At 58.6% G+C, this 24,261-nt stretch carries 21 protein-coding genes and 1 pseudogene; 15 read left to right on the top strand and 7 right to left on the bottom strand.

The features are described from left to right. Positions 1-26: 26 nt before the first annotated feature. Positions 27-92, bottom strand: a pseudogene (locus N5D53_RS14610) (glutathione S-transferase family protein); the annotation flags it as partial. Positions 93-482: 390 nt separating this feature from the next. Further along, the gene (locus N5D53_RS14605) at positions 483-1,085 is read right to left on the bottom strand and encodes a glutathione S-transferase family protein (RefSeq protein ID WP_104887197.1); all 603 of its coding nucleotides are present in this window, start codon (positions 1,083-1,085) and stop codon (positions 483-485) included. A gap of 144 nt (positions 1,086-1,229) precedes the next feature. On the opposite strand from N5D53_RS14605, the gene N5D53_RS14600 reads away from it, so the two are divergent. Continuing rightward, positions 1,230-2,420, top strand: coding sequence for a benzoate/H(+) symporter BenE family transporter (locus tag N5D53_RS14600; RefSeq protein WP_104887196.1), 1,191 nt, complete (start codon positions 1,230-1,232; stop codon positions 2,418-2,420). A 96-nt stretch (positions 2,421-2,516) separates the two neighbouring features. Here the strand turns inward: N5D53_RS14600 and N5D53_RS14595 are convergent, their stop codons facing one another. Then, positions 2,517-4,457 (bottom strand): methyl-accepting chemotaxis protein, encoded by a 1,941-nt coding sequence (locus N5D53_RS14595; protein WP_010952854.1) that lies wholly within the window; start codon positions 4,455-4,457, stop codon positions 2,517-2,519. A gap of 405 nt (positions 4,458-4,862) precedes the next feature. Between N5D53_RS14595 and N5D53_RS14590 the strand changes: the two genes are divergently transcribed. After that, positions 4,863-5,606: an outer membrane beta-barrel protein gene (locus N5D53_RS14590; protein ID WP_104962318.1), complete on the top strand. Its 744-nt coding sequence runs from the start codon at positions 4,863-4,865 to the stop codon at positions 5,604-5,606. A gap of 143 nt (positions 5,607-5,749) precedes the next feature. On the opposite strand, the gene N5D53_RS14585 is transcribed toward N5D53_RS14590, so the two are convergent. Next, on the bottom strand, positions 5,750-6,511 hold the full coding sequence (locus tag N5D53_RS14585; protein ID WP_064491201.1) for an SDR family oxidoreductase: 762 nt from the start codon (positions 6,509-6,511) through the stop codon (positions 5,750-5,752). A 177-nt stretch (positions 6,512-6,688) separates the two neighbouring features. On the opposite strand from N5D53_RS14585, the gene N5D53_RS14580 reads away from it, so the two are divergent. Beyond that, positions 6,689-7,690, top strand: coding sequence for an NADP-dependent oxidoreductase (locus N5D53_RS14580; protein ID WP_014591984.1), 1,002 nt, complete (start codon positions 6,689-6,691; stop codon positions 7,688-7,690). 966 nt (positions 7,691-8,656) lie between these two features. Here the strand turns inward: N5D53_RS14580 and pyrF are convergent. Continuing rightward, positions 8,657-9,358, bottom strand: a complete 702-nt coding sequence (gene pyrF, locus N5D53_RS14575) for an orotidine-5'-phosphate decarboxylase (RefSeq protein WP_010952851.1) — start codon at positions 9,356-9,358, stop codon at positions 8,657-8,659. Between the two features lie 183 nt (positions 9,359-9,541). On the opposite strand from pyrF, the gene N5D53_RS14570 reads away from it, so the two are divergent. Beyond that, positions 9,542-9,709 (top strand): DUF2897 family protein, encoded by a 168-nt coding sequence (locus N5D53_RS14570; RefSeq protein ID WP_010952850.1) that lies wholly within the window; start codon positions 9,542-9,544, stop codon positions 9,707-9,709. Between the two features lie 36 nt (positions 9,710-9,745). Here the strand turns inward: N5D53_RS14570 and N5D53_RS14565 are convergent, their stop codons facing one another. Next, a complete protein-coding gene (locus N5D53_RS14565; RefSeq protein WP_104962321.1) occupies positions 9,746-10,081 on the bottom strand; it encodes a helix-hairpin-helix domain-containing protein in 336 nt (111 codons plus the stop codon). A gap of 429 nt (positions 10,082-10,510) precedes the next feature. On the opposite strand from N5D53_RS14565, the gene wecB reads away from it, so the two are divergent. Both wecB and N5D53_RS14555 read left to right on the top strand, forming a co-directional pair. Then, positions 10,511-11,653: a UDP-N-acetylglucosamine 2-epimerase (non-hydrolyzing) gene (gene wecB, locus N5D53_RS14560; RefSeq protein WP_104962322.1), complete on the top strand. Its 1,143-nt coding sequence runs from the start codon at positions 10,511-10,513 to the stop codon at positions 11,651-11,653. Between the two features lie 458 nt (positions 11,654-12,111). Beyond that, on the top strand, positions 12,112-12,387 hold the full coding sequence (locus N5D53_RS14555) for a DUF3077 domain-containing protein (protein ID WP_104962323.1): 276 nt from the start codon (positions 12,112-12,114) through the stop codon (positions 12,385-12,387). Between the two features lie 200 nt (positions 12,388-12,587). On the opposite strand, the gene N5D53_RS14550 is transcribed toward N5D53_RS14555, so the two are convergent. Next, positions 12,588-13,418, bottom strand: a complete 831-nt coding sequence (locus N5D53_RS14550) for a hypothetical protein (protein ID WP_347881666.1) — start codon at positions 13,416-13,418, stop codon at positions 12,588-12,590. Positions 13,419-14,102: 684 nt separating this feature from the next. On the opposite strand from N5D53_RS14550, the gene N5D53_RS14545 reads away from it, so the two are divergent. The 9 genes from N5D53_RS14545 (at position 14,103) to N5D53_RS14505 (ending at position 24,127) form a co-directional block, all read left to right on the top strand. Continuing rightward, positions 14,103-14,396 (top strand): hypothetical protein, encoded by a 294-nt coding sequence (locus tag N5D53_RS14545; RefSeq protein WP_274147167.1) that lies wholly within the window; start codon positions 14,103-14,105, stop codon positions 14,394-14,396. A gap of 360 nt (positions 14,397-14,756) precedes the next feature. Continuing rightward, positions 14,757-16,118 carry a phosphomannomutase gene (locus N5D53_RS14540; RefSeq protein WP_098089204.1) on the top strand — a complete coding sequence of 454 codons (1,362 nt, stop codon included), beginning with the start codon at positions 14,757-14,759 and terminating at the stop codon, positions 16,116-16,118. 522 nt (positions 16,119-16,640) lie between these two features. Then, the gene (locus N5D53_RS14535; protein WP_274094655.1) at positions 16,641-17,432 is read left to right on the top strand and encodes an ABC transporter permease; all 792 of its coding nucleotides are present in this window, start codon (positions 16,641-16,643) and stop codon (positions 17,430-17,432) included. Between the two features lie 13 nt (positions 17,433-17,445). Beyond that, on the top strand, positions 17,446-18,099 hold the full coding sequence (locus tag N5D53_RS14530) for an ABC transporter ATP-binding protein (RefSeq protein WP_274094654.1): 654 nt from the start codon (positions 17,446-17,448) through the stop codon (positions 18,097-18,099). Between the two features lie 57 nt (positions 18,100-18,156). Further along, a complete protein-coding gene (locus N5D53_RS14525; RefSeq protein WP_279840501.1) occupies positions 18,157-19,263 on the top strand; it encodes an ABC transporter permease in 1,107 nt (368 codons plus the stop codon). Next, the gene (locus tag N5D53_RS14520; protein WP_274094652.1) at positions 19,256-20,347 is read left to right on the top strand and encodes a polysaccharide biosynthesis/export family protein; all 1,092 of its coding nucleotides are present in this window, start codon (positions 19,256-19,258) and stop codon (positions 20,345-20,347) included. The genes N5D53_RS14525 and N5D53_RS14520 overlap by 8 nt, the downstream gene beginning before the upstream one ends. A gap of 27 nt (positions 20,348-20,374) precedes the next feature. Continuing rightward, positions 20,375-21,805 (top strand): mannose-1-phosphate guanylyltransferase/mannose-6-phosphate isomerase, encoded by a 1,431-nt coding sequence (locus tag N5D53_RS14515; RefSeq protein WP_274094651.1) that lies wholly within the window; start codon positions 20,375-20,377, stop codon positions 21,803-21,805. 28 nt (positions 21,806-21,833) lie between these two features. Then, positions 21,834-22,895, top strand: coding sequence for a CDP-glycerol glycerophosphotransferase family protein (locus N5D53_RS14510; protein ID WP_274094650.1), 1,062 nt, complete (start codon positions 21,834-21,836; stop codon positions 22,893-22,895). A 53-nt stretch (positions 22,896-22,948) separates the two neighbouring features. Then, positions 22,949-24,127, top strand: coding sequence for a glycosyltransferase (locus tag N5D53_RS14505; RefSeq protein ID WP_279840500.1), 1,179 nt, complete (start codon positions 22,949-22,951; stop codon positions 24,125-24,127). The last annotated feature ends 134 nt before the right edge of the window (positions 24,128-24,261 follow it).

The raw sequence follows: 24,261 nt of genomic DNA, 5'->3' as shown, positions 1-24,261 counted from the left end.
CAAGCGCCTGGAAAACAGGTCGGTTTTCAACCCACCATCGGCACATGCCGCGGGTGGCTGCTGACCCGCTCAAGCCAGGCCCTAACCGCCGGAATAAGCGGTTTGCTGCCATCTGACTGACGCTGCAGATCCCTTGTGGGAGCGGGCGAGCCCGCGAAGCAGGCACCGCGGTGGTTGGCACGGGCTGCGCCCGTGTTCGCGGGCACGCCCGCTCCCACAAGGATTGCGCAAGCGCCTGGAAAACAGGTCGGTTTTCAGCCCACCATCGGCACATGCCGCGGGTGGCTGATGACCCGCTCAAGCCAGACCCTAACCGCCGGAATAAGCGGTTTGCCGCCATCTGACTGACGCTGCAGATCCCTTGTGGGAGCGGGCGAGCCCGCGAAGCAGGCACTGCGGTGGTTGGCACGGGCTGCGCCCGTGTTCGCGGGCACGCCCGCTCCCACAACGATTGCGCAAGCGCCTGGAAAATAGGTCGGTTTTCAACCCACCATCGGTACATGCCGCGGGTGGCTGCTGACCCGCTCCAGCCAGGCCCTTACCGCCGGGTACTCTGCCAGGTCGAACCCGCCCTGCTGCGCCACATGGGTGTAGGCATACAGCGCCACATCGGCAATCGAGTACTGCTCACCCACCAGGTAAGGCGTCATCTGCAACTGTCGCTCCATCACCTTCAGCGCCTTGTAGCCGCCCTTGTGCAACTTGCGGTACTCGTCCAGGCGCTCGTCCGGCAGCCCCAGGTAGAACTGGATGAACCGCGCCACGGCAATGTACGGCTCATGGCTGTACTGCTCGAAAAACTGCCACTGCAGCACCTGGGTACGCAGGCGCGGCTCGCTGGGCAGGAACTCGCTGCCATCGGCCAGGTAGTTGAGAATGGCGTTGGACTCCCACAGGTAGCTACCGTCTTCCAGTTCCAGCACCGGTACCTTGCCGTTAGGGTTCATCGCCAGAAACTCGGGCGTTTCGGTCTCACCCTTGAGAATGTCCACCGGGTGCCATTCATACGGCCGGCCCAGCAGGCTCAACATGAGCTTGACCTTGTAACAGTTACCCGACTGGTAGTCGCCATAAACCTTGTACATCGACCCTCCCTGCAAAGCAGTTTCGCAATTGCGCCCAATATTTGGCGACTGTACGGCTAAAAGCAATGGCCGCTGTATGGCAAGGATCAACCTTGCTCGCTGTAGTCTGAAAAAACTGCTTACACCTTTACAAGGATTTTATTCATGACCGATGCCACTTCCGCACGCCTGCGGCCCCTGGCAGACACCTCCCCCTCGGCGGTGGTCGCCGGCTTCATTGCCATGCTCACCGGCTATACCAGTTCGCTGGTGCTGATGTTCCAGGCCGGCCAGGCTGCCGGGCTGACCACCGCGCAGATCTCGTCCTGGATCTGGGCGCTGTCGATCGGCATGGCGGTATGCAGCATCGGCCTGTCGCTACGCTACCGCACACCGATCACCGTCGCCTGGTCCACCCCCGGCGCGGCGCTGCTGATCACCAGCCTGGGTGGGGTCAGCTATGGCGAAGCCATTGGCGCCTACATCACCTGCGCCTTGCTGGTGCTGGTGTGCGGCCTGACCGGCAGCTTCGAGCGCCTGGTCAAACGCATCCCGGCCTCGCTGGCCTCGGCGCTGCTGGCGGGCATCCTGTTCAAGATCGGCAGCGAAATCTTCGTGGCCGCGCAGCACCGCACGTTGCTGGTGCTGGGCATGTTCTTCAGCTATCTGCTGGTCAAGCGCCTGTCGCCGCGCTATTGCGTGCTGGCCGCGCTGCTGGTGGGCACGGCATTGTCCGGCGCGTTGGGCCTGCTGGACTTCAGCGGCTTCCACCTGGAAGTGGCCAAGCCGGTGTGGACCACCCCAAGCTTCTCGCTGGCGGCAACCATCAGCATCGGCATTCCGCTGTTCGTGGTGGCCATGACCTCACAGAACATGCCCGGCGTGGCCGTCCTGCGTGCCGACGGCTACCAGGTACCGGCCTCGCCGCTGATTTCGGCCACTGGCTTTGCCTCGCTGCTGCTGGCGCCGTTCGGCTCGCACGGGGTCAACCTGGCGGCGATCAGCGCGGCGATCTGCACCGGGCCGCATGCCCATGAAGACCCGGGCAAACGCTACACCGCGGCGGTGTGGTGCGGGATTTTCTACGGCATTGCCGGGGTATTCGGGGCCACCTTGGCGGCACTGTTCGCGGCATTGCCGAAAGAACTGGTGCTGTCGATTGCGGCACTGGCGCTGTTTGGTTCGATCATGAACGGTTTGACCGTGGCCATGAACGAGGCGCGTGAGCGGGAGGCAGCGGTGATCACCTTTATGGTGACCGCTTCGGGGCTGACCTTGTTCTCGATTGGTTCGGCGTTCTGGGGGATTGTGGCGGGGGTGTTGGCTTTGGTGATTCTTAACCCGCGCAGGGGGTGAGGGTTGTTGTTGCCTGTGGTGGCCTCTTCGCGGGTAAACCCGCTCCTACGACGGGAAATCACAAAACCCGCGAATGGGCCGGCACAGACAACGAGATTACAACCTGAAATGCCCCACCATGCCCTTCAAATCGGTGCCCAGCTGCGCCAGCTCGACACTGGACCGGGCATTGTCCTGCATCGCCAATGCCGCCTGGTCCGCACTGCCGCGAATCTGCGTGACACTGCGGCTGATCTCTTCCGCCACCGAACTCTGCTGCTCGGCGGCTGCGGCAATCTGCTGGTTCATCTGCTGAATCAATGACACCGCTGCGGCAATGCTGCCCAGCGCACTTTCGGTCTGCAGTGCATCGGCCACGGCCAGCCGCACCAGCTCGGTACTGCCACGAATCTGCGCCACCGACTGCTGGGCATTGCCGCGCAGGCTGGCCACCAAGGTTTCGATCTGTTCGGTGGATTGCCGGGTACGCCGCGCCAGCGCGCGCACTTCATCGGCCACCACGGCAAAGCCGCGCCCCTGCTCGCCGGCGCGGGCAGCCTCGATGGCGGCATTCAGCGCCAGCAGGTTGGTTTGCTCGGCCACGCTCTTGATCACTTCCAGCACGTCACCAATGGTGTGGATTTCGGCACTGAGGCTGTCGATGCCGGCGCTGGCAGCTTCTGCCGCCGACGCCAGCTGCTCGATGCGCTGCATGCTCTGGCGCACCACCTGCTGGCCGGTGTCCACCTTCTCGTCCGCGGCCTGGGCTGCCTGCGCCGCCTCCTCGGCATTGCGCGCCACATCGTGCACGGTGGCAGTCATCTGCTGCATGGCGGTCGCCACCTGTTCGGTTTCCTCCTTCTGGCTGCCCACCTCACGGTTGGTCTGCTCGGTCACCGTTGACAACGCCTGGGCGCTGCCGGCCAATTGTTCGATACCCTGCTGCAAGCCGCTGACAATGCCCGAGAGCCCCGCCGCCATCTGCTGCATGGCCTGCATCAGTTGCCCCACCTCATCCCGGCGCGGCGCCTGGGCGTCGAAGCCCAGTTCACCCGCCGCAATGCGCTGGGCGCGGGCGATCACATGCTTCAACGGGCCGACCACAGCGCGGGTAATCAGCCAGGCCGCCAACACGCCGACAAGCAACGCCAGCGCCGTGGCCAGGCCGATGGCGATGGCATTGCGCTGCAGCTCGCCTTGCAGGGCCTGCTCCTGCCCAAGATAGGCTTGGTCGACACGCCCGGTAACCCGCTCGGCGCTGGCTTGCAACTGCGCCTTCAGCCCCTGCTCGCGGGCCAGCTGATCGGTGTATTCGTTGAGTTTTTCCGAGAAACTGCCAATGTGCCCCGCCACTTCGCCCAACACACTCTGGTAACCGGCATCGCCAACCGCGCCTTGCAACTGGCTGACCAGGCCAGCGGCCTCCACCGTCTGGGCAATACGCTCCTGGCTCACACCCTCCTCGCCCTTGCGGCTTTTTTCCAGGCGTACCCGTGCTTCGTCCATGGCCTGCAGCATCAGCCGCGACACCTGGGCCACCTGCGCGGCTTGCTCAAGAAACTCGCCACCCTGCTGGCCCTGGGACTGCTTGAGGGTGTACACGCCGTCATCGGCCAGGCCGGCCTGCAGCACATCAAGGTTGTTGGACACGTTGGACACCGACCAGCTGGCCATGTCCAGCGCCAGCTCCTTGGCTTGCACGGCCTCGACAAAGGCTTCGAATGCCTGGCCGTAGGCGGCGAGATCGGTTTGCGCCGCCGCCAGCGCCGGCAGGCCTCGGGCGCGTTCAACCAAACCCTGCAGGCCGCCACGCAAAGCGTCGGCCTGCTGCATGTCGGAGCGCAGGGCAAACGCCTGCTCATGCTCGCGCAAGCGCAGCAAGTCGGTATTGAACTGGGCCAGCTGACGCAAGCTGTCGAAGCGCTGGCCAACGCTTTGCAACGCCACGACGCCGATAGCCGCCACCGCCAGCGTCAGCAGCAGCACCAAGGCAAAGCCCAGGCCAAGTTTGCGGGCCATGCCCAGGTTGGCCAGCACACCGTGCTTGCTCGTGCCCATCGCCGATCCCCTTTCAGCCAGTGAGGTTATCCCGAAGGCTAAGGGTGGCAACGTTATCTGCCAATGAACAAGGGCCTGGCGTCAGAATAGTGTCAAATAGCTATGTCTTGTCGTTTTTGGCTGCAAAAGGGTCGCTTTCAGTGCCAGCTGTAAAAGATATCACTAGGCCATCAATGATAGCCCGTCCCTCAACCTGCGACGGTACCTGCCCATATTAAATCGACGCAAGTAAAACATTCATTTATTCCAATCCACACTTTATCGAACACTATTGACGCCATTAAATTTGCGCCAAAAGTGGGGTATTGAAATTTTTTTAAACACCCCTGCACACAATAAAAACGTCGCTATCGTGATCGGTAACTGGCCCGTTCTCCGGACCTGCAGTGCACCCTGGAGTTTGCAATGAAAACAGCCATGTTTACTGCTGTGGTCACCCCGTTGCTGCTGTTTACTGTGCCAACCGTTGGCTATGCCGAAACTTCCACCGCCCCGTTGTTCACCCTTGGCCTACAAGGGAGCTACACCCAACTGGAACTCAACGGCCGTAATAATGAAACCGAAGATATGCCCGAAGGTGGCTTATTCATTAACTACGGCAACAAGATGACGGCCAGGCAAGGCCTTGTTTACCAGGCCGAAGCCAGCGGCATGTACTCGAAACAGCATGACCAGAAGCTCAAGGACGGCCAGGCCGACCTGGACCTGGGCTGGCGCTTGGCACTGGCCGAACGGCATTCAGTCGACCTGCTGCTGGGCGCCGGCTACAAGTGGAACCGGTTGGAACCCAATACCAGTCGCCATGATGTCGACCTTACCAACCGCACGCCGTTCGCCAAACTGGCGGCGGGGTACAATTACCGCTTCAATAATGCCACCTTGCGTTTCGAAGCGGGCATACGCCAGGTTATCAATGGCGATTCGCAATTGAAAATACATGGCGTCAGCAACGAAGAGGTTGATTTGAAAGATACCACCAACCCCTTTGCCGAACTTAGCGTGCTGTTCAACCAACACGGTACTGTGCCGGTATACGCTTCGCTTTACTTCAGCCGCTACAACTATGAACTGGACGGGCAGTTCCTGATGACCGACTCGGACGAACAAACCCGTGACGAGTACGGCCTGAAAATAGGCGTCAGCTTTTAGCCGAGTGGCCGGCTGGCTGCCCGGCTTGCTCAGAACGGCCTGGGCACGCCCCTCCTGTCCATACGCGACATCGTAGGCTTTGGCCTGGTGATCGCATTTGTCAGGGGCGGGCTTGCCCACAAAGCAGCCCGCACGGCATCCACTCAGATCGCCGTAGCCCCACCATCCACCGTCAGGCAATGCCCGGTGGTAAACGCCGCGCCATCACTGCACAGGTACAGCACGGCGCTGGCGATTTCCTCGACCTTGCCAATGCGCCCCACCGGGTGCATGGCTGCGGCGAACTCGGCCTTGCGCGGGTCGGCCTGGTAGGCGCGGCGGAACATGTCGGTGTCGATCACGGCCGGGCACACGGCGTTCACGCGGATGCCCTTCTTGGCGTACTCGATGGCCGCCGACTTGGTCAGGCCGATGACCGCATGCTTGCTGGCGCTGTAGATGCTCATCTTTGGCGCCGCCCCAAGCCCCGCCACCGACGCGGTATTGACGATGGCCCCACCGCCTTGGGCCAGCAACAAGGGCAACTGATATTTCATGCACAACCACACGCCCTTCACGTTCACGCCCATGATGGCATCGAACTCCGCTTCGCTGCCTTCGGCCAGGCGGTGTTGCTCGATCTCGATCCCGGCGTTGTTGAAGGCGTAGTCCAGCCGGCCGTATGCGGCAATCAGGCGCTCATGCAACTGGCGCACCTCGGCGTCGCGGGTCACGTCGCAGGCAATGAACAGCGCTTCGCCGCCCGCCGCGTGGATCTGCGCCACGGTGGCCTCGCCGCCGACCGGGTCGAGGTCGGCCACCACCACTTTCATGCCCTCGTGGGCGAACGCCAGGGCGGTTGCCCGGCCGATGCCGGCAGCCGCGCCGGTCACCAGGGCTACCTGGCCAGAAAAGGTCATGCTCATCGCGTGCTCCTGTGAGGGGTTGGGTGGGGTTCAGAGCATAGTCAGCCACCGCTCGGCCGGGCAGCATCATCACAGCAACGGTTGGGCTACCATGCTTGTCAGTGATTTTAAGGAACCGTCTTCATCAACAAGGTAGATTGAACGCCTTACGCCCTCCACCGCCCACAAGGACCCGCCATGACCCAGACCAACCGCCGCTTCCTGCTTGCCAAACGCCCGGTCGGCGCCGTGCGCCGTGACGACTTCAGCTTCGAGACCGTACCCGCCGAACAACCCGGCGAAGGCCAGGTACTGGTGCGCAACCTGTACCTGTCGCTGGACCCGGCCATGCGCGGCTGGATGAACGAAGGCAAGTCCTACATCCCGCCCGTGGCCCTGGGCCAGGTAATGCGTGCGCTGGGTGTGGGTGAGGTGGTTGCCTCCAATCACCCCGGCTACCAGCCCGGCGACCACGTGAGCGGCGCCCTCGGTGTGCAAGACTACTTCACCGGCGAGCCCCAGGGCCTGCACAAGATCGACCCCAAGCTGGCCCCCCTGCCCCGTTACCTGTCAGCCTTGGGCATGACCGGCATGACCGCCTACTTCGCCCTGCTGGAGGTCGGCCAACCCAAAGCTGGCGACACCGTGGTCATTTCCGGCGCGGCCGGTGCGGTGGGCAGCATTGTCGGGCAGATTGCCAAGATCAAAGGCTGCCGCGTGGTCGGCATTGCCGGCGGTGCCGAAAAGTGCCAGTACCTGAAGGACGAACTGGGCTTTGACGGCGTGATCGACTACAAGGCCGAAGACGTGCTGGCCGGCCTGAAGCGCGAATGCCCCAAAGGCGTGGACGTGTACTTCGACAACGTGGGCGGCGACATCCTCGATGCCGTGCTGACGCGCATCAACTTCAAGGCACGCATCGTGATTTGCGGCGCGATCAGCCAGTACAACAACAAAGAAGCGGTGAAAGGCCCGGCCAACTACCTGTCGCTGCTGGTGAACCGCGCGCGCATGGAAGGTTTTGTGGTGATGGATTACACCAAGGACTACGGCAAGGCCGCGCAGGAGATTGCCGGCTGGTTGGCCAGTGGTCAGGTGAAGAGCAAAGAGGATGTGGTGGAAGGGCTGGAAACCTTCCCGGAGACCTTGTTGAAGCTGTTCAGTGGGGAGAATTTTGGCAAGTTGGTGTTGAAGGTTTAAACGCCCCTGCACGCCACCGATGGCCCGGCACAGGCCCTTGTAATCGGGTTCACCCGCGAAAGGGCCGGGCCTGCCGGCCAATTTCCACCGGCCGTCCACCGTTGCCGCCGCCACCGTATTCGCGGGTAAACCCGCTCCTACACGGATCGGGGGCGCAGCCACATCAATGGTTCGACACAGGCATCGGTGGCCCGAAAGGGCCAGGCCTACCGGCCAATCTCCACCCGCCGTCCACCGTTGCCGGCACCACCGTATTCGCGGTGACACACATCGATGGCTCGGCACAGCCCGTCGTAGGAGCGGGTTCACCCGCGAAAGGGCCAGGCCTGCCGGCCAATTTCCACCGGCCATCCACCGTTGCCGCCGCCACCGTGTTCGCGGTGACACACATCGGTGGCTGGGCACAGCCCGTCGTAGGAGCGGGTTCACCCGCGAAAGGGCCAGCCCTGCCGACCAATCTCCACCCGCCGTCCACCGTTGCCCCCGCCCCCGTATTCGCGGGGGACACACATCGATGGCTCGGCACAGCCCGTCGTAGGAGCGGGTTCACCCGCGAAAGGGCCAGGCCTGCCGGCCAATTTCCACTAGCCGTCCACCGTTGCCGCCGCCCCCGTATTCACGGGGGACACACATCGATAGCTCGGCACAGCCCGTCGTAGGAGCGGGTTCACCCGCGAAAGGGCCGGGCCTGCCGGCCAATTTCCACCGGCCGTTCACCGTTGCCGCCGCCACCGTATTCGCGGTGACACACCTCGATGGCCCAGCACAGCCCGTCGTAGGAGCGGGTTCACCCGCGAAAGGGCCGGGTCTGCTGGCCAATTTCCACCGGCCGTTCACCGTTGCCGCCGCTACCGTATTCGCGGGTAAACCCGCTCCTACACACGGATCGGGGGTGCAGCCACATCAGGGGTTCGACACAGGCATCGGTGGTTCGGCACAGGCCCTTGCTGGACAGCCGCAGGTTAATTACCCACGGATCTCCGCTACCACCGCTGCCAACGCTTGCGCAGGGTCTGCAGCCTGGCTGATCGGCCGGCCGATCACCAGGTAGTCCGAACCAGCATCCAGTGCCTGACGCGGGGTGAGGATACGGCGCTGGTCATCCTGCGCGCTGCCCGCCGGGCGAATGCCCGGGGTCACCAATTGCAACGAGGGGTGCGCCGCCTTCAGTGCCGGGGCCTCGAGCGCCGAGCACACCAAACCGTCCATACCCGCTTTTTCCGCCAGCGCCGCCAAACGCAGCACTTGCTCCTGGGGGTCGACATCCAGGCCAATGCCGGCCAGGTCTTCACGCTCCATGCTGGTCAGCACGGTCACGCCAATCAGCAACGGCTGCGGGCCGCTGCGCTTGGCCAGTTCTTCACGGCAGGCCGCCATCATGCGCAGGCCACCGGAGCAATGCACGTTGACCATCCACACGCCCATCTCGGCGGCAGCCTTTACCGCCATGGCGGTGGTATTGGGAATGTCGTGGAACTTGAGGTCCAGGAACACTTCGAAGCCCTTGTCACACAGGGTTTCGACAATGCCCGAAGCGCTGCTGGTGAACAGCTCCTTGCCAACCTTCACCCGGCACAGCGCAGGGTCAAGCTGGTCAGCCAGCTTCAGGGCGGCCTCACGGGTAGGGAAATCCAGGGCGACGATCAGGGGCGTCTGGCAGGCGGACATGGGCAGGGTCTCTTGGCAAGTCGAAAACGGCGCGCATTGTAAACGAAGTGGCGCAGGCTTTGGGGCCCGCAGGTCACGGAATTGGCCCAACAAGGCCTGGCACCTATAATTGAACCAACGGAACGGGCAATTGCTCAAAATTCATGTAACCGTTGCCCACGGCCCGATCTAAGGAGAACGACAATGCCCTGGTATGCCTGGCTGATACTCATCATAGCCCTCGGCTCGATTGTCGGCGGGTTGATGCTGCTGCGCGACACGGCCAAGAAACTGCCGCTGACCGAAGAACAACTGCGCAAGGTCCATGAGCGTAATGCCGAAGCGGATGCCAAGGACGCGCAGGACCGCTAAAGGCCGGGCCAGGGCATCACCCCGGCCCCTGCCCGCTTACTCCACCATCACCTTGTCCCGGTTGCGCTCCAGCAACGCATTGCCTATCCCCTTTATCTCCAGCAGCTCATCCACCGAAGCAAACGGCCCATTGGCCTCACGGTAGGCCACGATAGCCTCCGCCTTGGCCTTGCCAATGCCGTTCAGCTCCTTTTGCAGGGTGAGTGCATCCGCCGTGTTCAAGTCCAGCCTTGGCGCCTGCTGGGCCTGGGCCTGGGCCACCACCGGCACCGGTTCGGGCATAGCCATGGTGCTGGCCGGGGCGGCGCTCAGGGAGAACGACAGACTGGCGAACAGCGGCAGCAGCAGGTACGACAGAACGTTATTGCGCATGGTCAACACTCCTTGGGTTGGTCATTTTCCAGCAACCGCTTTCCTTCGGCTGCGCAACCAACCCTAGCGGGTAACCCGGCCGCACAATACCCAACTACCCCGGCGAATGGTTACCGAATCGGTCAGCAAAACGCTCAACTTCGCCCACCCACAAACCGTGGCCGTTTCCGCCCCGCTCGGCCCGGCCCTGAACGCACAAGACCCTGGCCTAGTGCCTGTAGCCAAATCCCCGTTTGTCCGATACCCGCTGCCCACCACTGCCCGGCCATTCTCCTACAACGCCCGCCGAACAAGGCCCGCCCGGTAAACCGCCCTCCCCCCAGTCGGTAAGCCTCCCCCCGACAAACTGGCACGCCATTGCCCGCCTGCTAGATTTTTGAGCAATGGAAACCGGCCTGCTTCAAGGACCCGAGCAAGAGGATCACTGCCGTGCCCCTCAAGACCCTGACTGTTTTCGGTACCCGCCCAGAAGCCATCAAGATGGCCCCGCTAGCCCTGCAACTGGCCCAGGACAGCCGCTTCGAAGCCCGCGTGTGCGTCACCGGCCAGCACCGGCAAATGCTCGACCAGGTGCTGGAGCTGTTCGGCATCAGCCCCGATTACGACTTGAACATCATGAAAGCCGGCCAGGACCTGACCGGTGTGACCACCGCCATCTTGCAAGGCATCCGACCGGTGCTAACTGCGTTCAAGCCCGACGTGGTGCTGGTGCACGGCGACACCGCCACCACCTTTGCCACCAGCCTGGCGGCCTACTACCAGCAAATCCCCATTGCCCATGTAGAAGCCGGCCTGCGCACCAACAACCTGTATTCACCCTGGCCCGAAGAAGGCAACCGGCGCCTGACCGGGGCCCTTGCCGCGCTGCACTTCGCGCCCACCGCCACCTCGCGCGACAACCTGTTGCGCGAAGGCACCGACCCGGCGCACATCTTCACCACCGGCAACACCGTGATCGACGCCTTGCTGGAGGTGGAGCAAAAGCTGCAAAGCCCCGCGCTGAAGGCCCGTTTCGCCAGCCACTTCAGCTACCTGGCAGCCGAACGCCGACTGTTGCTGGTCACCGGCCACCGGCGCGAGAACTTTGGTGGCGGCTTCGAGCGCATCTGCCAGGCCCTGGTGCAGACTGCGCGGCAATTCCCCGAGTTGGACGTGGTGTACCCGGTCCACCTCAACCCCAACGTGCGCGAGCCGGTCAACCGGCTGTTGGGGGATGTAAGCAACATCCACCTTGTCGAACCGCTGGATTACCTGCCGTTCGTTTACCTCATGACCCGAGCCTATGTGATTCTGACCGACTCGGGTGGCATTCAGGAGGAAGCACCGGCCCTGGGCAAACCGGTGCTGGTGATGCGCGACACCACCGAGCGCCCAGAAGCCGTGGCGGCAGGTACGGTCAAGCTGGTGGGCACCGAAGTGGCATCGATTGTGCGGGCGTTGAGTACCTTGCTGACCGATGAGGCGGCGTATCGCGAAATGAGCTTCGCCCATAACCCCTATGGCGATGGCAAAGCCTGCGCGCGCATCCGCGAAGCCCTGGCCACCTGGAACACCCCCCACCGCTCAATGTAGGAGCGGGTTCACCCGCGAATACGACAGCCGCGCCCTCCCCTGAACCCCCAGTAAAAACTGGCCAGCAGCCCCCCTTCCGCGTGCCCCCCCAACAACAGTCAACAATCACCGCGAAGATATTTGCCTTGGAATGCACATTCCTCACGTCAGACTTTCCTGAAACCCCGCCCCACCTCTTCAGCTCGGACAACCAAGCGAACTATCCTACGCGCCAGTCAGAAGCAGCTGAATTGTCGGGGAAATGCCTCAGGGATAACGTCACCGGGTCGCCATGTTGGTGACCGGGCGTGAGAACCCGTTGTGCACTGCTGCTCTACTGTTCAATGGCAGCCATTCGCGGGCAAGCTTCGGCTTGGCCGTTTTCAGTGCATCGGTTTCTCACCCCGCGCAATGGCTGCCACCTTTGTCCGTGAGAAAGATCGAGGTGGTGGGTTCTGTCAACGCACTGGGTTCTCACCATGAAAAACCACAACCAATCCCCCCTCCTCACCGCAGGCATCGAAACCTTCCTCGAAGCCGGCAACCCCACCCTGGACCTGCTGCGCGTCCAACCCGGCATCCCCGTCGATGACGCCTATGAACACGTCTCCGTCCTGCTGGGCTACTGCAAGCACTTGGTACGCGAAGGTGACATGGAAGACGACCACAAGATGCTGGGCGCAGCGGATTACCTGCTGGCCACCGCAAAAGCCCTGATGAACGACATCGAGATTGCGAAAAACAGGCACCACTGAAGGGAATGACGCGAGACCAGGCGAGGCTATGCCTCGCTTGCCGTCAGAAGAAATGGGCTTCATCAGGCCAGACGTGGCGAGGGCAAACCACTGCATTGGCCAAGCCCCCCCCACACTGTGGGAGCGGGCGCGCCCGCGAACACCGGCACCGCCGGTGCCATCCACCCCATGCCTACAAGATCACAGCCCCCACCCGCCGCTCAAATCTCACTGCGCGGATAAACACTGATAAACGCCGAAATGGCAATTGCATCCCCATCATCCACCTTCACCCGCGGGCTCTGCCCCGAGCGTTTGATATCCGAGGCAAAATCAGCGGTCTTGAATGCCCGCTCAAGCTCGTCACCGCCCACCCCGGCATAAACGACCACCTGGGTACCGGTATTGTGCTTTTGCAGGGGCAGCTGCTTGATCTGAACCTGCACACCCGCCTTGGTCAGCGCAACGGCAATTTCCTTGGCAAAGCGCACAGCTTCCTTGTCATCTTTGTGGATATTCAGCAACACCACCGGCGCCAGCGTCTTAGCCTTCAGCTCGCCCGCCAATGCCTTGAACGCATCATGCGCCTGCGGCGTCAGCGCTCTGGGCTTCAGGCTGGCTTCCAGCTTCAACCGCTCGGCCCTCTCGCGCTCCAGTTCGGCCCTGAGCGCATCGTTCTGCTCAATGAGTTGCTCGATCTCCAGCCTGGCCTGCACGTCCGACTCGTGGACGACAGTAACCGCCTGCGCCCCACGGGAAACGGGCACTTCGGCTTGCTGGTTTTTTACATCCGAGGTCATATGGGCAATGATCATCGCACTGGCGGCGATCAGCGCAGCGATTACCGCAGTGGCAGAGGCTATGGCATGGATAAGGCTGGCTGCGTCTGCTGAAATATCAGGCATAAACAACTTCTTGAAGTTAGGGATGTTCATCGTTTCACGGTCAGGCAGGCGTGCCGGGCAGATGCCACGGTACGGGTACAAGTCGAGCCAGAAGGCTAGCGAGGCCTGGCAGAGTGCCATAATTTTGCGGGTTTTGCTGGAAAACACAAAGACTCCGCGACCAATGTTGCATCCCACACTGCGCCCGCTACGCTCCCTCCAGTGAATAAACCCAGCGGCCGCGCAAAGACAATGTCGGTTGTTGCCCACTCGCATTCGCGCTGCACCCCGTCGGTAGCGGACCTGCCTGGCAGCCCTATCAGCCATCACGCAGTTTAATCAGTTGATCACGCTTAATAGCCTCAGAAAACTTAAGGCTGGTATGGGGTGAACACTATTGCGTGGGGTTACAGACATGACCTGAAAAGCGATACATCCTCTTACGCACCAAAGGAGAACCGTACAATGCCGCTCACGGGAACAAATGAACTTTTTGCACTCAGCAGCGCTGCTTTTTGATCTCATCGGTTACCTGCATGAGTGGCCTCACTTAAATATTCACACCCTGCTTAACCTCATAACAAGGAATCATGAACTAGACAAATAGCCCCTCAGCCTTCCCTATACTGCTTCAGCATGCCCTCAACCAGCCGCAACCGCCTGCGCGTAGCAGCACAACGCCAGCTATCCCGTAAGGCTGGCAACCTGATGCGATCTGCTGTATCTATGACGCCCTTTCGACCCAGGGAGAAGGCTGTGGAGTGGTACGAGTCGCTTTTTTTGCAAATGTGTAGTCATGTTCTAACCCAGTCCAAGATGGCAAATCGCCGCGGACTCACTGGGGCTTTGACTATGGACACCCCATCGACTCGCGATCTGGTGGAGAGTTACGAGCGTAACGTAGCAGTAGCGTTCAGCGCAGCCGAAATGAAAGACCATCTTTCACAAGGTGCAAACTGCGTGGTCCTGATCATTGTGAAAGAGCACCAATTCCAGAATTACTTGACCGATATCAACCGTCAGCAAGAGGTCGTATTGAGTGCCACATTGCGTACGGATGCCCGGTCCACCGAGTTTGCCAATTACCATGTCGACATCGCGATTATCCGACCCACCTCGTCAGGCCCCATGGACATCGCTCACTAAAACGTGACGTTCGTCATAGCCCCTAACGCAGGGCCGAACGCCGCCTACACTCGCCTTCCGAAAGTGCAGGCGGCAGAAATTGCAGCGCTTACCTGGCGGCGCCCCGAGCATCCTCTGGAAAGTCCAGCTATGATGCCCTCGGCCCTGATCGATGTGCAGAGCGACGGCTCATTCAGCGTGAGTAGTCCCGTCGCCTGCATCATGGGCCTGACCGTTCGTGGCAACACCCAAGCCTTGGCTATTACAACCTGGCTACACCTGCCTCAACGAGGTAGCGCAGCAAAATTCATGCGGCTAATCATTTTGCCCACCATCCCCTTCTAGACGGTGCCTGCAGTCGGCACCGCATATGAGAGATGTATGTACGCACCTATTCAAACTCGTTGCTTCAAAGCCTATGACATCCGCGGTCAAGTGCCGACCGATCTCAACGACGACATCGCCTACCGCATTGGTCGCGCCCTGGTGGCCCAATTGGGCGGACGCAGTTACGTGGTCGGCCGTGACATGCGCCTTGAAAGCCCGGGCCTGTCGCGTGCCTTGATGCAGGGCCTGACCGAAGGCGGTGCCGATGTGATCGACATCGGCCTGTGCGGCACCGAGGAAGTTTACTTCGCCACCAGCCATTACAAGGCAGATGGTGGCATCATGGTCACCGCCAGCCACAACCCAAAGGGTTACAACGGCATGAAGCTGGTGCGTGAGCAGTCGCGCCCGATCAGCGGCGACACGGGCCTGAACGATATCCGCCAGCGCGTCGAAACAGGCGAACTGGGCACTCAAGCGGCCACGCCGGGTAGCGTACGCGAAGCGTTCGACAAATCTGCCTACATCGAGCACCTGCTGACCTACATCGACCTGGGCGCACTCAAGCCCCTGAAAGTACTGGCCGATCCTGGTAATGGCGCGGTTGGCCCGGTATTGGAGCTGCTCAAGGCCCGCCTGCCGCTGGATATCACCATCATCAACGGCGAGCCAGATGGCAACTTCCCCAACGGCATCCCCAACCCGCTGCTGCCAGAAAACCGTGACCTTACCCGCCAAGCAGTGCTGGAAACCGGCGCAGACATGGGTATCGCCTTCGACGGCGACTTTGACCGTTGCTTCTTCTTCGACAATCAGGGGCGCTTCATCGAAGGCTACTACGTGGTCGGCCTGCTGGCCGAAATGCTTCTGGCCAAGCACCCGGGCAGCAAGATCATCCATGACCCACGCCTGACCTGGAACACCATCGAGCAAGTCAGTGCCGCCGGTGGCCAGGCCATTCAGAGCAAGACCGGCCACGCCTTCATCAAAGAGCGCATGCGCGCCGAAGACGCTGTGTACGGCGGTGAAATGAGCGCCCACCACTACTTCCGCGATTTTGCCTACTGCGACAGCGGCAACATCCCGTGGCTGCTGGTCGCCGCGCTGATGAGCCACACCGGCAAGAGCCTGGCCCAACTGGTAGACGAGCGTATTGCGGCATTCCCGTGCAGTGGCGAGATCAACTACGAAGTGGCCGATGTGAAGGGCACCATCGAGAAGATTCTGGCGTTCTACTTGCCACACAACCCCAGCGTCGACCGCACCGATGGGATCAGCGTCGAGTTTGCCGACTGGCGCTTCAGTCTGCGTGGTTCGAATACCGAACCCCTGCTGCGCCTGAACGTCGAGAGCCGGGGCGACGAAGCGCTGGTCGCTCAGCGCGTCGCCGAAATCGCCCGCCTGATCCGGGAATAATCCGGACGAGGGAATTGCTGGTGATCTGGGCGTGCGCAAGCACGTGCCATACACAACTCGGCATTATGGGGCTGCCTCGCAGCCCCTTGTCTCGCTCCCTCCCCAGGCGCAACGGTCTAACCACTGCTTTAGGAGGCAGACCGTCTAGTCAGCGGCTGACCAGCAAGTACCTGCATTTTCTGTTACACAACGTGAACCCGTTCAACTACACAATTACCCCTCCACCGTAAGCTGCAAAGCACCCAAACAGTGAAAACCTGCTGGCGCACCACTTCTCAAAATGAAATCATTGCGCCATCATCCAGTCAGCTGCCATCCGTCTCGAATATGGCTAATGTATTAGAACTTTCGACCACATTTGCGGTACCTCGCTTGACGCTTATACCCTCTGACGCTTACCCTTCCACCCCTTAGAACAGGGAAGTTTCCGGAATAACCATCTGAAATCGCCTCCGGGCGAGCCTTTCCTGAAGATGAATTTCGGCGTGCTTAGGCGCGCTGCATTGCTTTGCGGTCGCCATCTTGAAAGCTCGTTCGTCTCTACAGATACAGAAATCGGTCATCTTCGCTTTAGTCCTGCGCGAAGCGCGTGCACGCGTTGGCGATACCCGCCTGGGTGCCTTGTGGATGCTGCTGGAGCCGCTGGTTCACCTACTCCTCTTCTCGCTGCTGTTTGCAATGCTGCGTGGCCGCACAGTATCCGGCGTTGAATACCCAGTGTTCATCCTCGTCGGCATGGCGCCCTTCCTGCTCTACCGCAATACCGCGCTGCGCCTGATGGACAGCCTGCGCGAAAACCGCTCGCTGTTCGGTTACAAACAGATCAAGCCACTGGACACCTACATAGCCCGCGTCATCGTAGAAACCTGCATTGCGGTTACGGTGTACGCCATCCTGGTGTTCGGCTTTGCCTGGGCAGGCTTCGACATGTCGATCCACAGTCCACTGCAATGGGTCGCCACACTGTTGCTGGGTCTGCTGTTCGCCTTTGGCCTGGGCATGATGCTGGCCTTGGTCACTCACGCCCTTCCCAGCGTCAAGATCGTCATCCGCATGGCCTTCTTCCCCCTGTACTTTATCTCTGGGGTGCTGATTCCCGCATCCTACTTGCCTCAGGCCATGATGCCGGTGCTGCTGCTCAACCCGTTCTTGCACATCCTCGAACTGATTCGCGCCGAGGTACTGCCGCATTACACCCCGGTCGATGGCGTGTCCGAGACCTATGTAATCAGCTTCACCCTGGTATTGCTGTTCCTATCTCTGGGTGCCTACCGCGCCCGCAGGATGCACCTGATTTCCACCAAGAACGGTTAAGTACAGGCCAAACGTGTTCGAGCTCAGAAACGTAACCAAGTCGTACCTCACGCCCCATGGTCGGCGGTATGTCTTCCGCAACCTGTCGCTTGCCATCCCGCCGGGCAAGAACATTGGGCTTATCGGCCGCAACGGCGCCGGCAAGTCCACGCTTATGCGTCTGCTTGGCGGTGCTGACGTGCCCGACTCCGGCACCATCGTTACCGACCGCAGTATTTCCTGGCCGGTTGGTTTGACGGGCGGCTTCCAGGGCAGCATGACAGGGCGCGACAACATAAAGTTTGTCTGCCGCGTTTATGGTGCAACTGGCGACGCCATGCGCGAAAAGATTCGCTACGTCCAGGAATTTGCCGAAATCGGCGACTGGATCGACGAGCCAATCAAGACCTACTCCTCCGGCATGCGTTCACGCGTGGCTTTCGGCCTAAGCATGGCATTCGACTTCGATTACTACCTGATCGACGAAGTGATGTCGGTTGGCGATGCGCAGTTCAAGCGCAAGTGCAACGAGGTTTTCCAGGAAAAACTGCAGAAGTCCAACGTTGTGCTGGTGACCCATACCATGTCCGAAGTCGAAAAACTCTGCGACGTGGTCCTGCTGGTGCGCAATGGCGAAATCCAGGTGTACGACGACGTATCCGAAGGCATCAAGGCCTACAGCAGCTAAATAAACCACATTCCTAATTTTAAGCAGCACCGTTCGACTTCAAGGATGCATCCAATTATGAGCAGTACGGGTAAAAAGAAGGGCTGGCGCCTGGCGATCGCCATGGTGGTTTTGCCAATGATCCTGGCAGGGGTTTACTACGGCCTATTTGCCGCTGACCGCTTTGTCAGCTCCGCCCAGGTGGTAGTACGCCAGGATGGCAACAATCAAGGTGCGCAGATGCCTGGCCTTGCTACCTTGCTGACAGGCACCAACCCGGCTTCGCGGGAAGAGACTCTTTACCTGCGCGAATACATCACGTCGATGGACATGATGCTGCTGCTCGAAGACAAAGTGCACTGGATCGAGCAATTCGCAGCTCAGCGCAGCGACGTATTCTTCTGGCTGGACAAGGACGCACCGCGCGAAGACCTGCTGAAGTACTACCAGCGCATGGTTTCGGCCCACTACGACGAAACCACCGGCCTGCTGCGTGTAGAGGTTCAGGCATTCACCCCTGAACTTTCCGAGAAAATACTGCGCGTCATCCTTCAGGCCAGCGAACACTTCGTCAACGAAGTCAGCCACAACATTGCCCGTGAGCAGATGAAATTTGCCCAAGGCGAGCTGGAAACCGCGCGCGTCAACTACGCCGAGCGCAAGACCGAGTTGCTGAACTTCCAGAATGAAAACAAGGTGCTGGACGGCGGTAACTCCGCACAAAGCCGCGCCACCATCATTGCCGACCTGGAAGGCCAGTACACCAAGGAACAGGCCGTTCTGACCGAGATGTCGTTCAAACTGCGCGCTGATGCGCCGCAAGTCCGCCAGCAGAAGCAGAAGGTTGAAGCCATCACCCGGCAATTAACCAAAGAGAAACGCTTGCTGGTTTCGTCCCCGCAGGGTTCACAGCTCAACGTAGTCGCTTCGCGCTTCCAGCAGCTGACCCTCGACGCCGGTATCGCCGAAGAAACCTACAAGACTGCTGTTGCTGCGCTCGACAATGCGCGGATCGAAGCAAGCAAGAAGATTCGCACGCTGGTTACTGTAGTCAGCCCCAACACTCCACAACTCGCCCTGTACCCGGAGCGTTTGTACAACCTGGCAACGATCTTGCTTGGTCTCCTGATGCTCTACGGCATTACTCGCTTCATTCTGGCTTCGATCGAGGATCATCGTGATTAAATCCCTGCCTGCCTCCAAGTCAATCAATCTGAAGCTGGCAGCTCTCGCGCTGGCAACCATTGGGCTATCCGGCTGCGGTGGCACCCTATCAGGCGCTGGACCCTACAAGGGCACGATTGAGAGCAAAACCGAGGCATATAACCTCGTCGATATCAATGCGAGCACCATTGCTCCATACATGGCAGGTGCACCTCGCCCAGCCCAAGCTAACGTCACCAAGCCTCAGTCACCCGAAGTGCGCTTGGCTTCAGGTGATGTGCTGAACGTATTGATCGCTGACACCGCGCCTGAAGGCTCTGCAGTGTTCGCCCCACTCGCAACCGGCGGCACTCAACTGAAATCGCGTATCGATGCTCAAGGCATGCTGTCGTTGCCTTATGTTGGCCGCCAATTTGTCGCGGGCATGACGCTGAATCAGGTTGAGACAATGATTCGCCGTCAATTGAAGGGCATCACTACCGACGTACAGACTCATGTCGAACTCGTCGGCGACCTGTCGGGCTCAGTACTTGTTGCTGGCGCCGTCAAGACCCCTGGCCGCTTCAGCACCTTGCAAGGCCCACTCACTTTACTCGATGCAGTCAACCAGGCGGGCGGTCCTGTTCTGGAGCCACATCTGGTCAACGTTACCGTACGCAATGGTAGCCAAGTACAGCAGTTCAACTATGAAGATGTCCTCGCTGGCAACAACATGGTGCTTCGCCCGAACTCAGAGGTAGTCTTGGACCGTGCACGTCAGCGTTTTGTCGCGATGGGTGCAGTAGCCGAACCGGGTTTGAAAGATCTTCCGAGCCAAAACACAAGTTTGCTAGACGCACTGGGCAGTGTTGGCGGTTTGCGCGAAGCAAATGCCAACCCGGAAGGGGTTTTTGTTTTCCGGATGGGCAATGGAAAACAAGCAAAACCTACTGTTTTGCGCCTGAATATGCGTGATCCAGCAGCCATTTTCTACGCTCGCCAGATTGCAATCAAACCTGACGACACTATTTATGTCACCAATGCTGCGGTTTACGAGTGGCAAAAAATTATCGCACCAGTTGTCCAGACGATGCTGCTCGGCCGCGCCACTGGCGCTTACAATTAATTATCTGATCAAGGATAAGGATATTAAATGATCCCCGTCATACTTTCCGGAGGCTCTGGATCAAGGCTATGGCCTCTATCCCGAGCTATGCACCCCAAGCAGTTCCTCGCCATCAGCGGTGAGCAGACACTATTTCAGAACACCCTGACGCGCTTGGCGGACATTCAGAGTGAACCTTTGAAGCCGATAGTCGTCAGTAACGAAAATCATCGCTTTCTGGTAGCGGAGCAATGCCGCGCTCTTGGAATTGTTCCGAACAGCATCCTGCTTGAGCCTATCGGGCGAAACACTGCTCCAGCGATCGCTGCTGCAGTGATTCAATCGATGCGCGCTGGGCAAGACGAACTGCTCTTGGTTCTGCCAGCAGACCACGCTATCGACGACCTGAAGAGTTTGAGCGCCGCTTTTGCTGCGGGCGCAGAAGCCGCCTTGGACGGCAAGATTGTTACATTCGGCATTGTACCCACCAAACCGGAAACGGGTTACGGCTACATTCGCGTTCCAGAGAAAAGTTCTGGGGCACAGCCAGTAGAATCGTTTGTTGAGAAACCTGATTTTCCTACTGCGGAAACCTATCTTGCAGATGGTCGCTATTACTGGAACAGCGGTATGTTCCTGTTCAAAGCCTCCACTATGCTTGAAGAACTTCGTAAGTTCGCACCAAAACTTGTTCTGGCAGTTGAAGCTGCAGTAACACTGGCTACTTCAGATCTTGACTTCATTCGTCTTGATTCTGAAGCCTTTAGCCTGGCAGAAGACATCTCCATTGACTACGCAGTCATGGAACGCTCTGACCAAGTAATGGTCGTGCCCTTGGACGCAGGCTGGAATGATGTAGGCTCTTGGTCCGCAGTGTGGGAGATCTCGGCCAAAGACGCAGACGGCAATGCGACTCGCGGCGATGTACTCTTGGAGACAGCTTCCAATACCTATGTCCATGCAGAGCACCGTTTGGTATCGGTTCTTGGTCTTGATGACGTGGTAGTCGTAGAAACTGCGGACGCCGTAATGGTCGCGTCCAAAGCTAAAGCGCAGGATGTAAAAATACTGGTAGACCGCATCAAGGAGAGCAAGCGCCCTGAAGCATCGAACCATCGTAAGGTTTATCGTCCCTGGGGAGCTTACGACTCTATCGACAACGGTTCTCGCTATCAAGTCAAACGCATCACTGTAGCGCCAGGCCAGAAGCTGTCAGTACAGATGCATCACCATCGTGCCGAGCACTGGATTGTAGTAACAGGCACAGCGAAGGTGACGATCGATGATAAGCAAATTTTACTGACCGAAAACCAATCGACATACATCCCAGTTGGTGTAGTTCATGCATTGGAAAACCCAGGAAAGATCCCTCTGGAGATGATTGAGGTGCAATCTGGGACCTACCTTGGCGAAGATGACATTGTTCGCTTTGAAGACAGATATGGCCGCGCCCCAGTTGCGCCCGCTGAAACCATTTAATTAACTTTTAACACTCGAGTTTGCGAAGATGAAGAACGGTGTATTTGAAATATTGGCCTTGGGCGATCGCTTTTCGGCGGCCTACAGAAGCATTGAGGAAACCATTCGCTATTTCGGCCAACTTACTTTCAGGGAAGAAGGGTCTTTCGAAAAGGCCGATGACGTAATTTCTTTTCTCCGCAACTCGTCATTCGACATGGTTATTATGCCAAACCCTTACGGCAATGAGCGCCGCCGCTGGGTTTATACTCATTTGAGAAACTTTGGATTCCCGGTTTTGGTGTTTGACCGTGGTGCACTCCCAGGCTCTTGGTTCTTTGATATCGGCTTCAACGCAGATAGTGCAACCTATCACCCCATTCGCTGGGACAAACCACTTAACGCAGATGAAACTGCCGCCGTTGAAGCGTACATTGCGGAAGCTAAGTCCCACGCACCACTTGAAGCTCAAAGCCCAGCTATCGGGGGCGAAGCGCTTAAAAAAGAACTCGGCCTGGAAGGAAAAAAAGTACTCTTTGTTCCATTCCAGCGCCCTTCCGACACTACCATCAAGTTTTTCAGCGGCCCCGTAGGCAACTATCAGAACTTCGTCAAACTCGTAGCCGACACTAAAACGCAACTTCAGCAACTATCTAATGAATGGGTCGTAGTAGCCAAAAAGCACCCACTTGAGCAAACCCGCCCTGTTGCCGACGTTATCTTTGTCGATGATGACACTCACGTTCACGACCTGATCGAGATGTCTGAAGCTGTTCTCCTTGTAAACAGCGGCGTAGGGGTTTTGGCCGCTCTATTCGACAAACCAGTGCTGTATGCAGGTGACGCTTTCTACGCCCACCCTAACTTTAACCGTTCAGTGCAGAAACCGCAGGATGTAATCTACCTACTTCAAAATGGCTTCCGCTTTGACAAGGAAACGCGCAACCGTTTCATCCACCACCTGGTTAACTCCGTTTACTCGTTCGGCACATTCGAAACAGAACTCGTGGCGCAGAAAGATGGCTCGTATAGAAACATCACGCGCAAGATTCACTTCGATAAAGTAAACCTGCCCGACGAATTTAAAAAAAAAAGAACCTTCTCTTTGTAAGCCCGGTCATTCCGATTCCGATTAACCGGGGGAGCGCTCACCGCACCGATCAAATGATCCGAGCGCTCCTGGACCTAAACGTCCGAATCAAACTCTTGATTCTAAACCAGAGCGAAGAAAAAACCTCATCCGTAGAGTTGAAAGAGCGCCTGGAAACCCATTACAACTCGATCAACCTTACGGTAGAGGTTCGCCGGCACCCCAACTATTCTGATAAAGGCAAGAAGAAGACCAGAATCGACAAGCTTCTCGAAAAGATCCAAAACCGACTGGAGAAACTGCGCTACCGAGACGCACTTATCAATAACAAACAAGCACTGCCTGAAAAATTTGAAAAACTGATCAAAGAGCAATTGGCATCTGGCAACTATGACTTTGCATGGTTCAACTATATGAAAATGATGCCAAGCAGCCTCCCGAAAAACCGTACCCGCATCATTGTTGACATGCACGACATGCAGTCCGCCCGCATCAAAGCAGACGTTCTTCCAACTCTGCCAAAATTGCGCAGATCAAAGTACCTTAAGGTTTTCACTAACAGCGAAATTAAATTACTCAACAAATGCGACCTAGCTATTTCTATCTCTCCTGTTGAAACAAAAGCAATCGAAGAGACTTACAAACCGAAATCTAAGATCGTCACCCTGAAGGCGACTGATGATCCAAGATTTGGATACAGTCGTAAGCGCGTACATGATATTAGCTTTATCGGCTCCAACTCGGCACCTAACGTCGACGGACTGGTGTGGTTTATTGAGCAGGTACTCCCTATTGTCGCAGAGGCGCTACCTCGAGCCCGGTTCCTCATTCAAGGCAATGTGACGCGCGGTAAGATTGTCAAGGGCGCTATCGCAAACTCCTCTTATAGATACATGATTAAGCAACAAGGCTTCGTCGAGTCCTTGGCATCGGTCTATGGTGAATCGAAAGTCATGGTGTGCCCGATTCGCTATGGCACAGGGATGAAAATTAAAGTGGTTGAGGCTATGGCTTATGGCAAGGCAATCGTCGGCACTAGCATTGCTTTCGAGGGAATTGATATTTCAGAAGGTCTGGCTTGCCACGATGATGCAGATAGCTTCGCAGCAAGCGTAATCAACCTGATTAAAGATGAAGATGCTCGCAGGTCTGCAGAAAAAGCTGCGGCACTGACCTTCGCCAATCAGCATTCTTATAAATCACTTATTGAAAGCATCCGCAATGACGTGCTGGATGCTGCAGAAGTTTCTTAAAGCCATCAACCAAGGTAGTTAACACAACAAGCCAGCATCCATGCACAGCAGAACAAGCTAGAATCTTAGCCAGTGGTTTCGCAAAGCATAAATTGCATGAGCAGGAGAACGACTCCGCCCCAGCACCTCTGCTG

The sequence above is a fragment of the Pseudomonas sp. GD03862 genome, from assembly GCF_029840855.1.
Taxonomy (GTDB): domain Bacteria; phylum Pseudomonadota; class Gammaproteobacteria; order Pseudomonadales; family Pseudomonadaceae; genus Aquipseudomonas; species Aquipseudomonas alloputida.
This window is presented reverse-complemented; position numbering and strand designations above follow the sequence as displayed.

What these genes read in the sequence shown, in the direction of transcription:
- N5D53_RS14525 (WP_279840501.1), top strand. Translation starts at nt 18,157, where the DNA reads ATGAGCAGTACGGGTAAAAAGAAGGGCTGGCGCCTGGCGATCGCCATG.
- N5D53_RS14605 (WP_104887197.1), bottom strand. Translation starts at nt 1,085, where the DNA reads ATGTACAAGGTTTATGGCGACTACCAGTCGGGTAACTGTTACAAGGTC.
- N5D53_RS14545 (WP_274147167.1), top strand. Translation starts at nt 14,103, where the DNA reads ATGGACACCCCATCGACTCGCGATCTGGTGGAGAGTTACGAGCGTAAC.
- N5D53_RS14510 (WP_274094650.1), top strand. Translation starts at nt 21,834, where the DNA reads ATGAAGAACGGTGTATTTGAAATATTGGCCTTGGGCGATCGCTTTTCG.
- N5D53_RS14595 (WP_010952854.1), bottom strand. Translation starts at nt 4,457, where the DNA reads ATGGGCACGAGCAAGCACGGTGTGCTGGCCAACCTGGGCATGGCCCGC.
- N5D53_RS14590 (WP_104962318.1), top strand. Translation starts at nt 4,863, where the DNA reads ATGAAAACAGCCATGTTTACTGCTGTGGTCACCCCGTTGCTGCTGTTT.
- N5D53_RS14540 (WP_098089204.1), top strand. Translation starts at nt 14,757, where the DNA reads ATGTACGCACCTATTCAAACTCGTTGCTTCAAAGCCTATGACATCCGC.
- N5D53_RS14515 (WP_274094651.1), top strand. Translation starts at nt 20,375, where the DNA reads ATGATCCCCGTCATACTTTCCGGAGGCTCTGGATCAAGGCTATGGCCT.
- N5D53_RS14600 (WP_104887196.1), top strand. Translation starts at nt 1,230, where the DNA reads ATGACCGATGCCACTTCCGCACGCCTGCGGCCCCTGGCAGACACCTCC.
- pyrF (WP_010952851.1), bottom strand. Translation starts at nt 9,358, where the DNA reads ATGTCCGCCTGCCAGACGCCCCTGATCGTCGCCCTGGATTTCCCTACC.
- N5D53_RS14505 (WP_279840500.1), top strand. Translation starts at nt 22,949, where the DNA reads ATGATCCGAGCGCTCCTGGACCTAAACGTCCGAATCAAACTCTTGATT.
- N5D53_RS14585 (WP_064491201.1), bottom strand. Translation starts at nt 6,511, where the DNA reads ATGAGCATGACCTTTTCTGGCCAGGTAGCCCTGGTGACCGGCGCGGCT.
- N5D53_RS14565 (WP_104962321.1), bottom strand. Translation starts at nt 10,081, where the DNA reads ATGCGCAATAACGTTCTGTCGTACCTGCTGCTGCCGCTGTTCGCCAGT.
- N5D53_RS14555 (WP_104962323.1), top strand. Translation starts at nt 12,112, where the DNA reads ATGAAAAACCACAACCAATCCCCCCTCCTCACCGCAGGCATCGAAACC.
- N5D53_RS14570 (WP_010952850.1), top strand. Translation starts at nt 9,542, where the DNA reads ATGCCCTGGTATGCCTGGCTGATACTCATCATAGCCCTCGGCTCGATT.
- N5D53_RS14580 (WP_014591984.1), top strand. Translation starts at nt 6,689, where the DNA reads ATGACCCAGACCAACCGCCGCTTCCTGCTTGCCAAACGCCCGGTCGGC.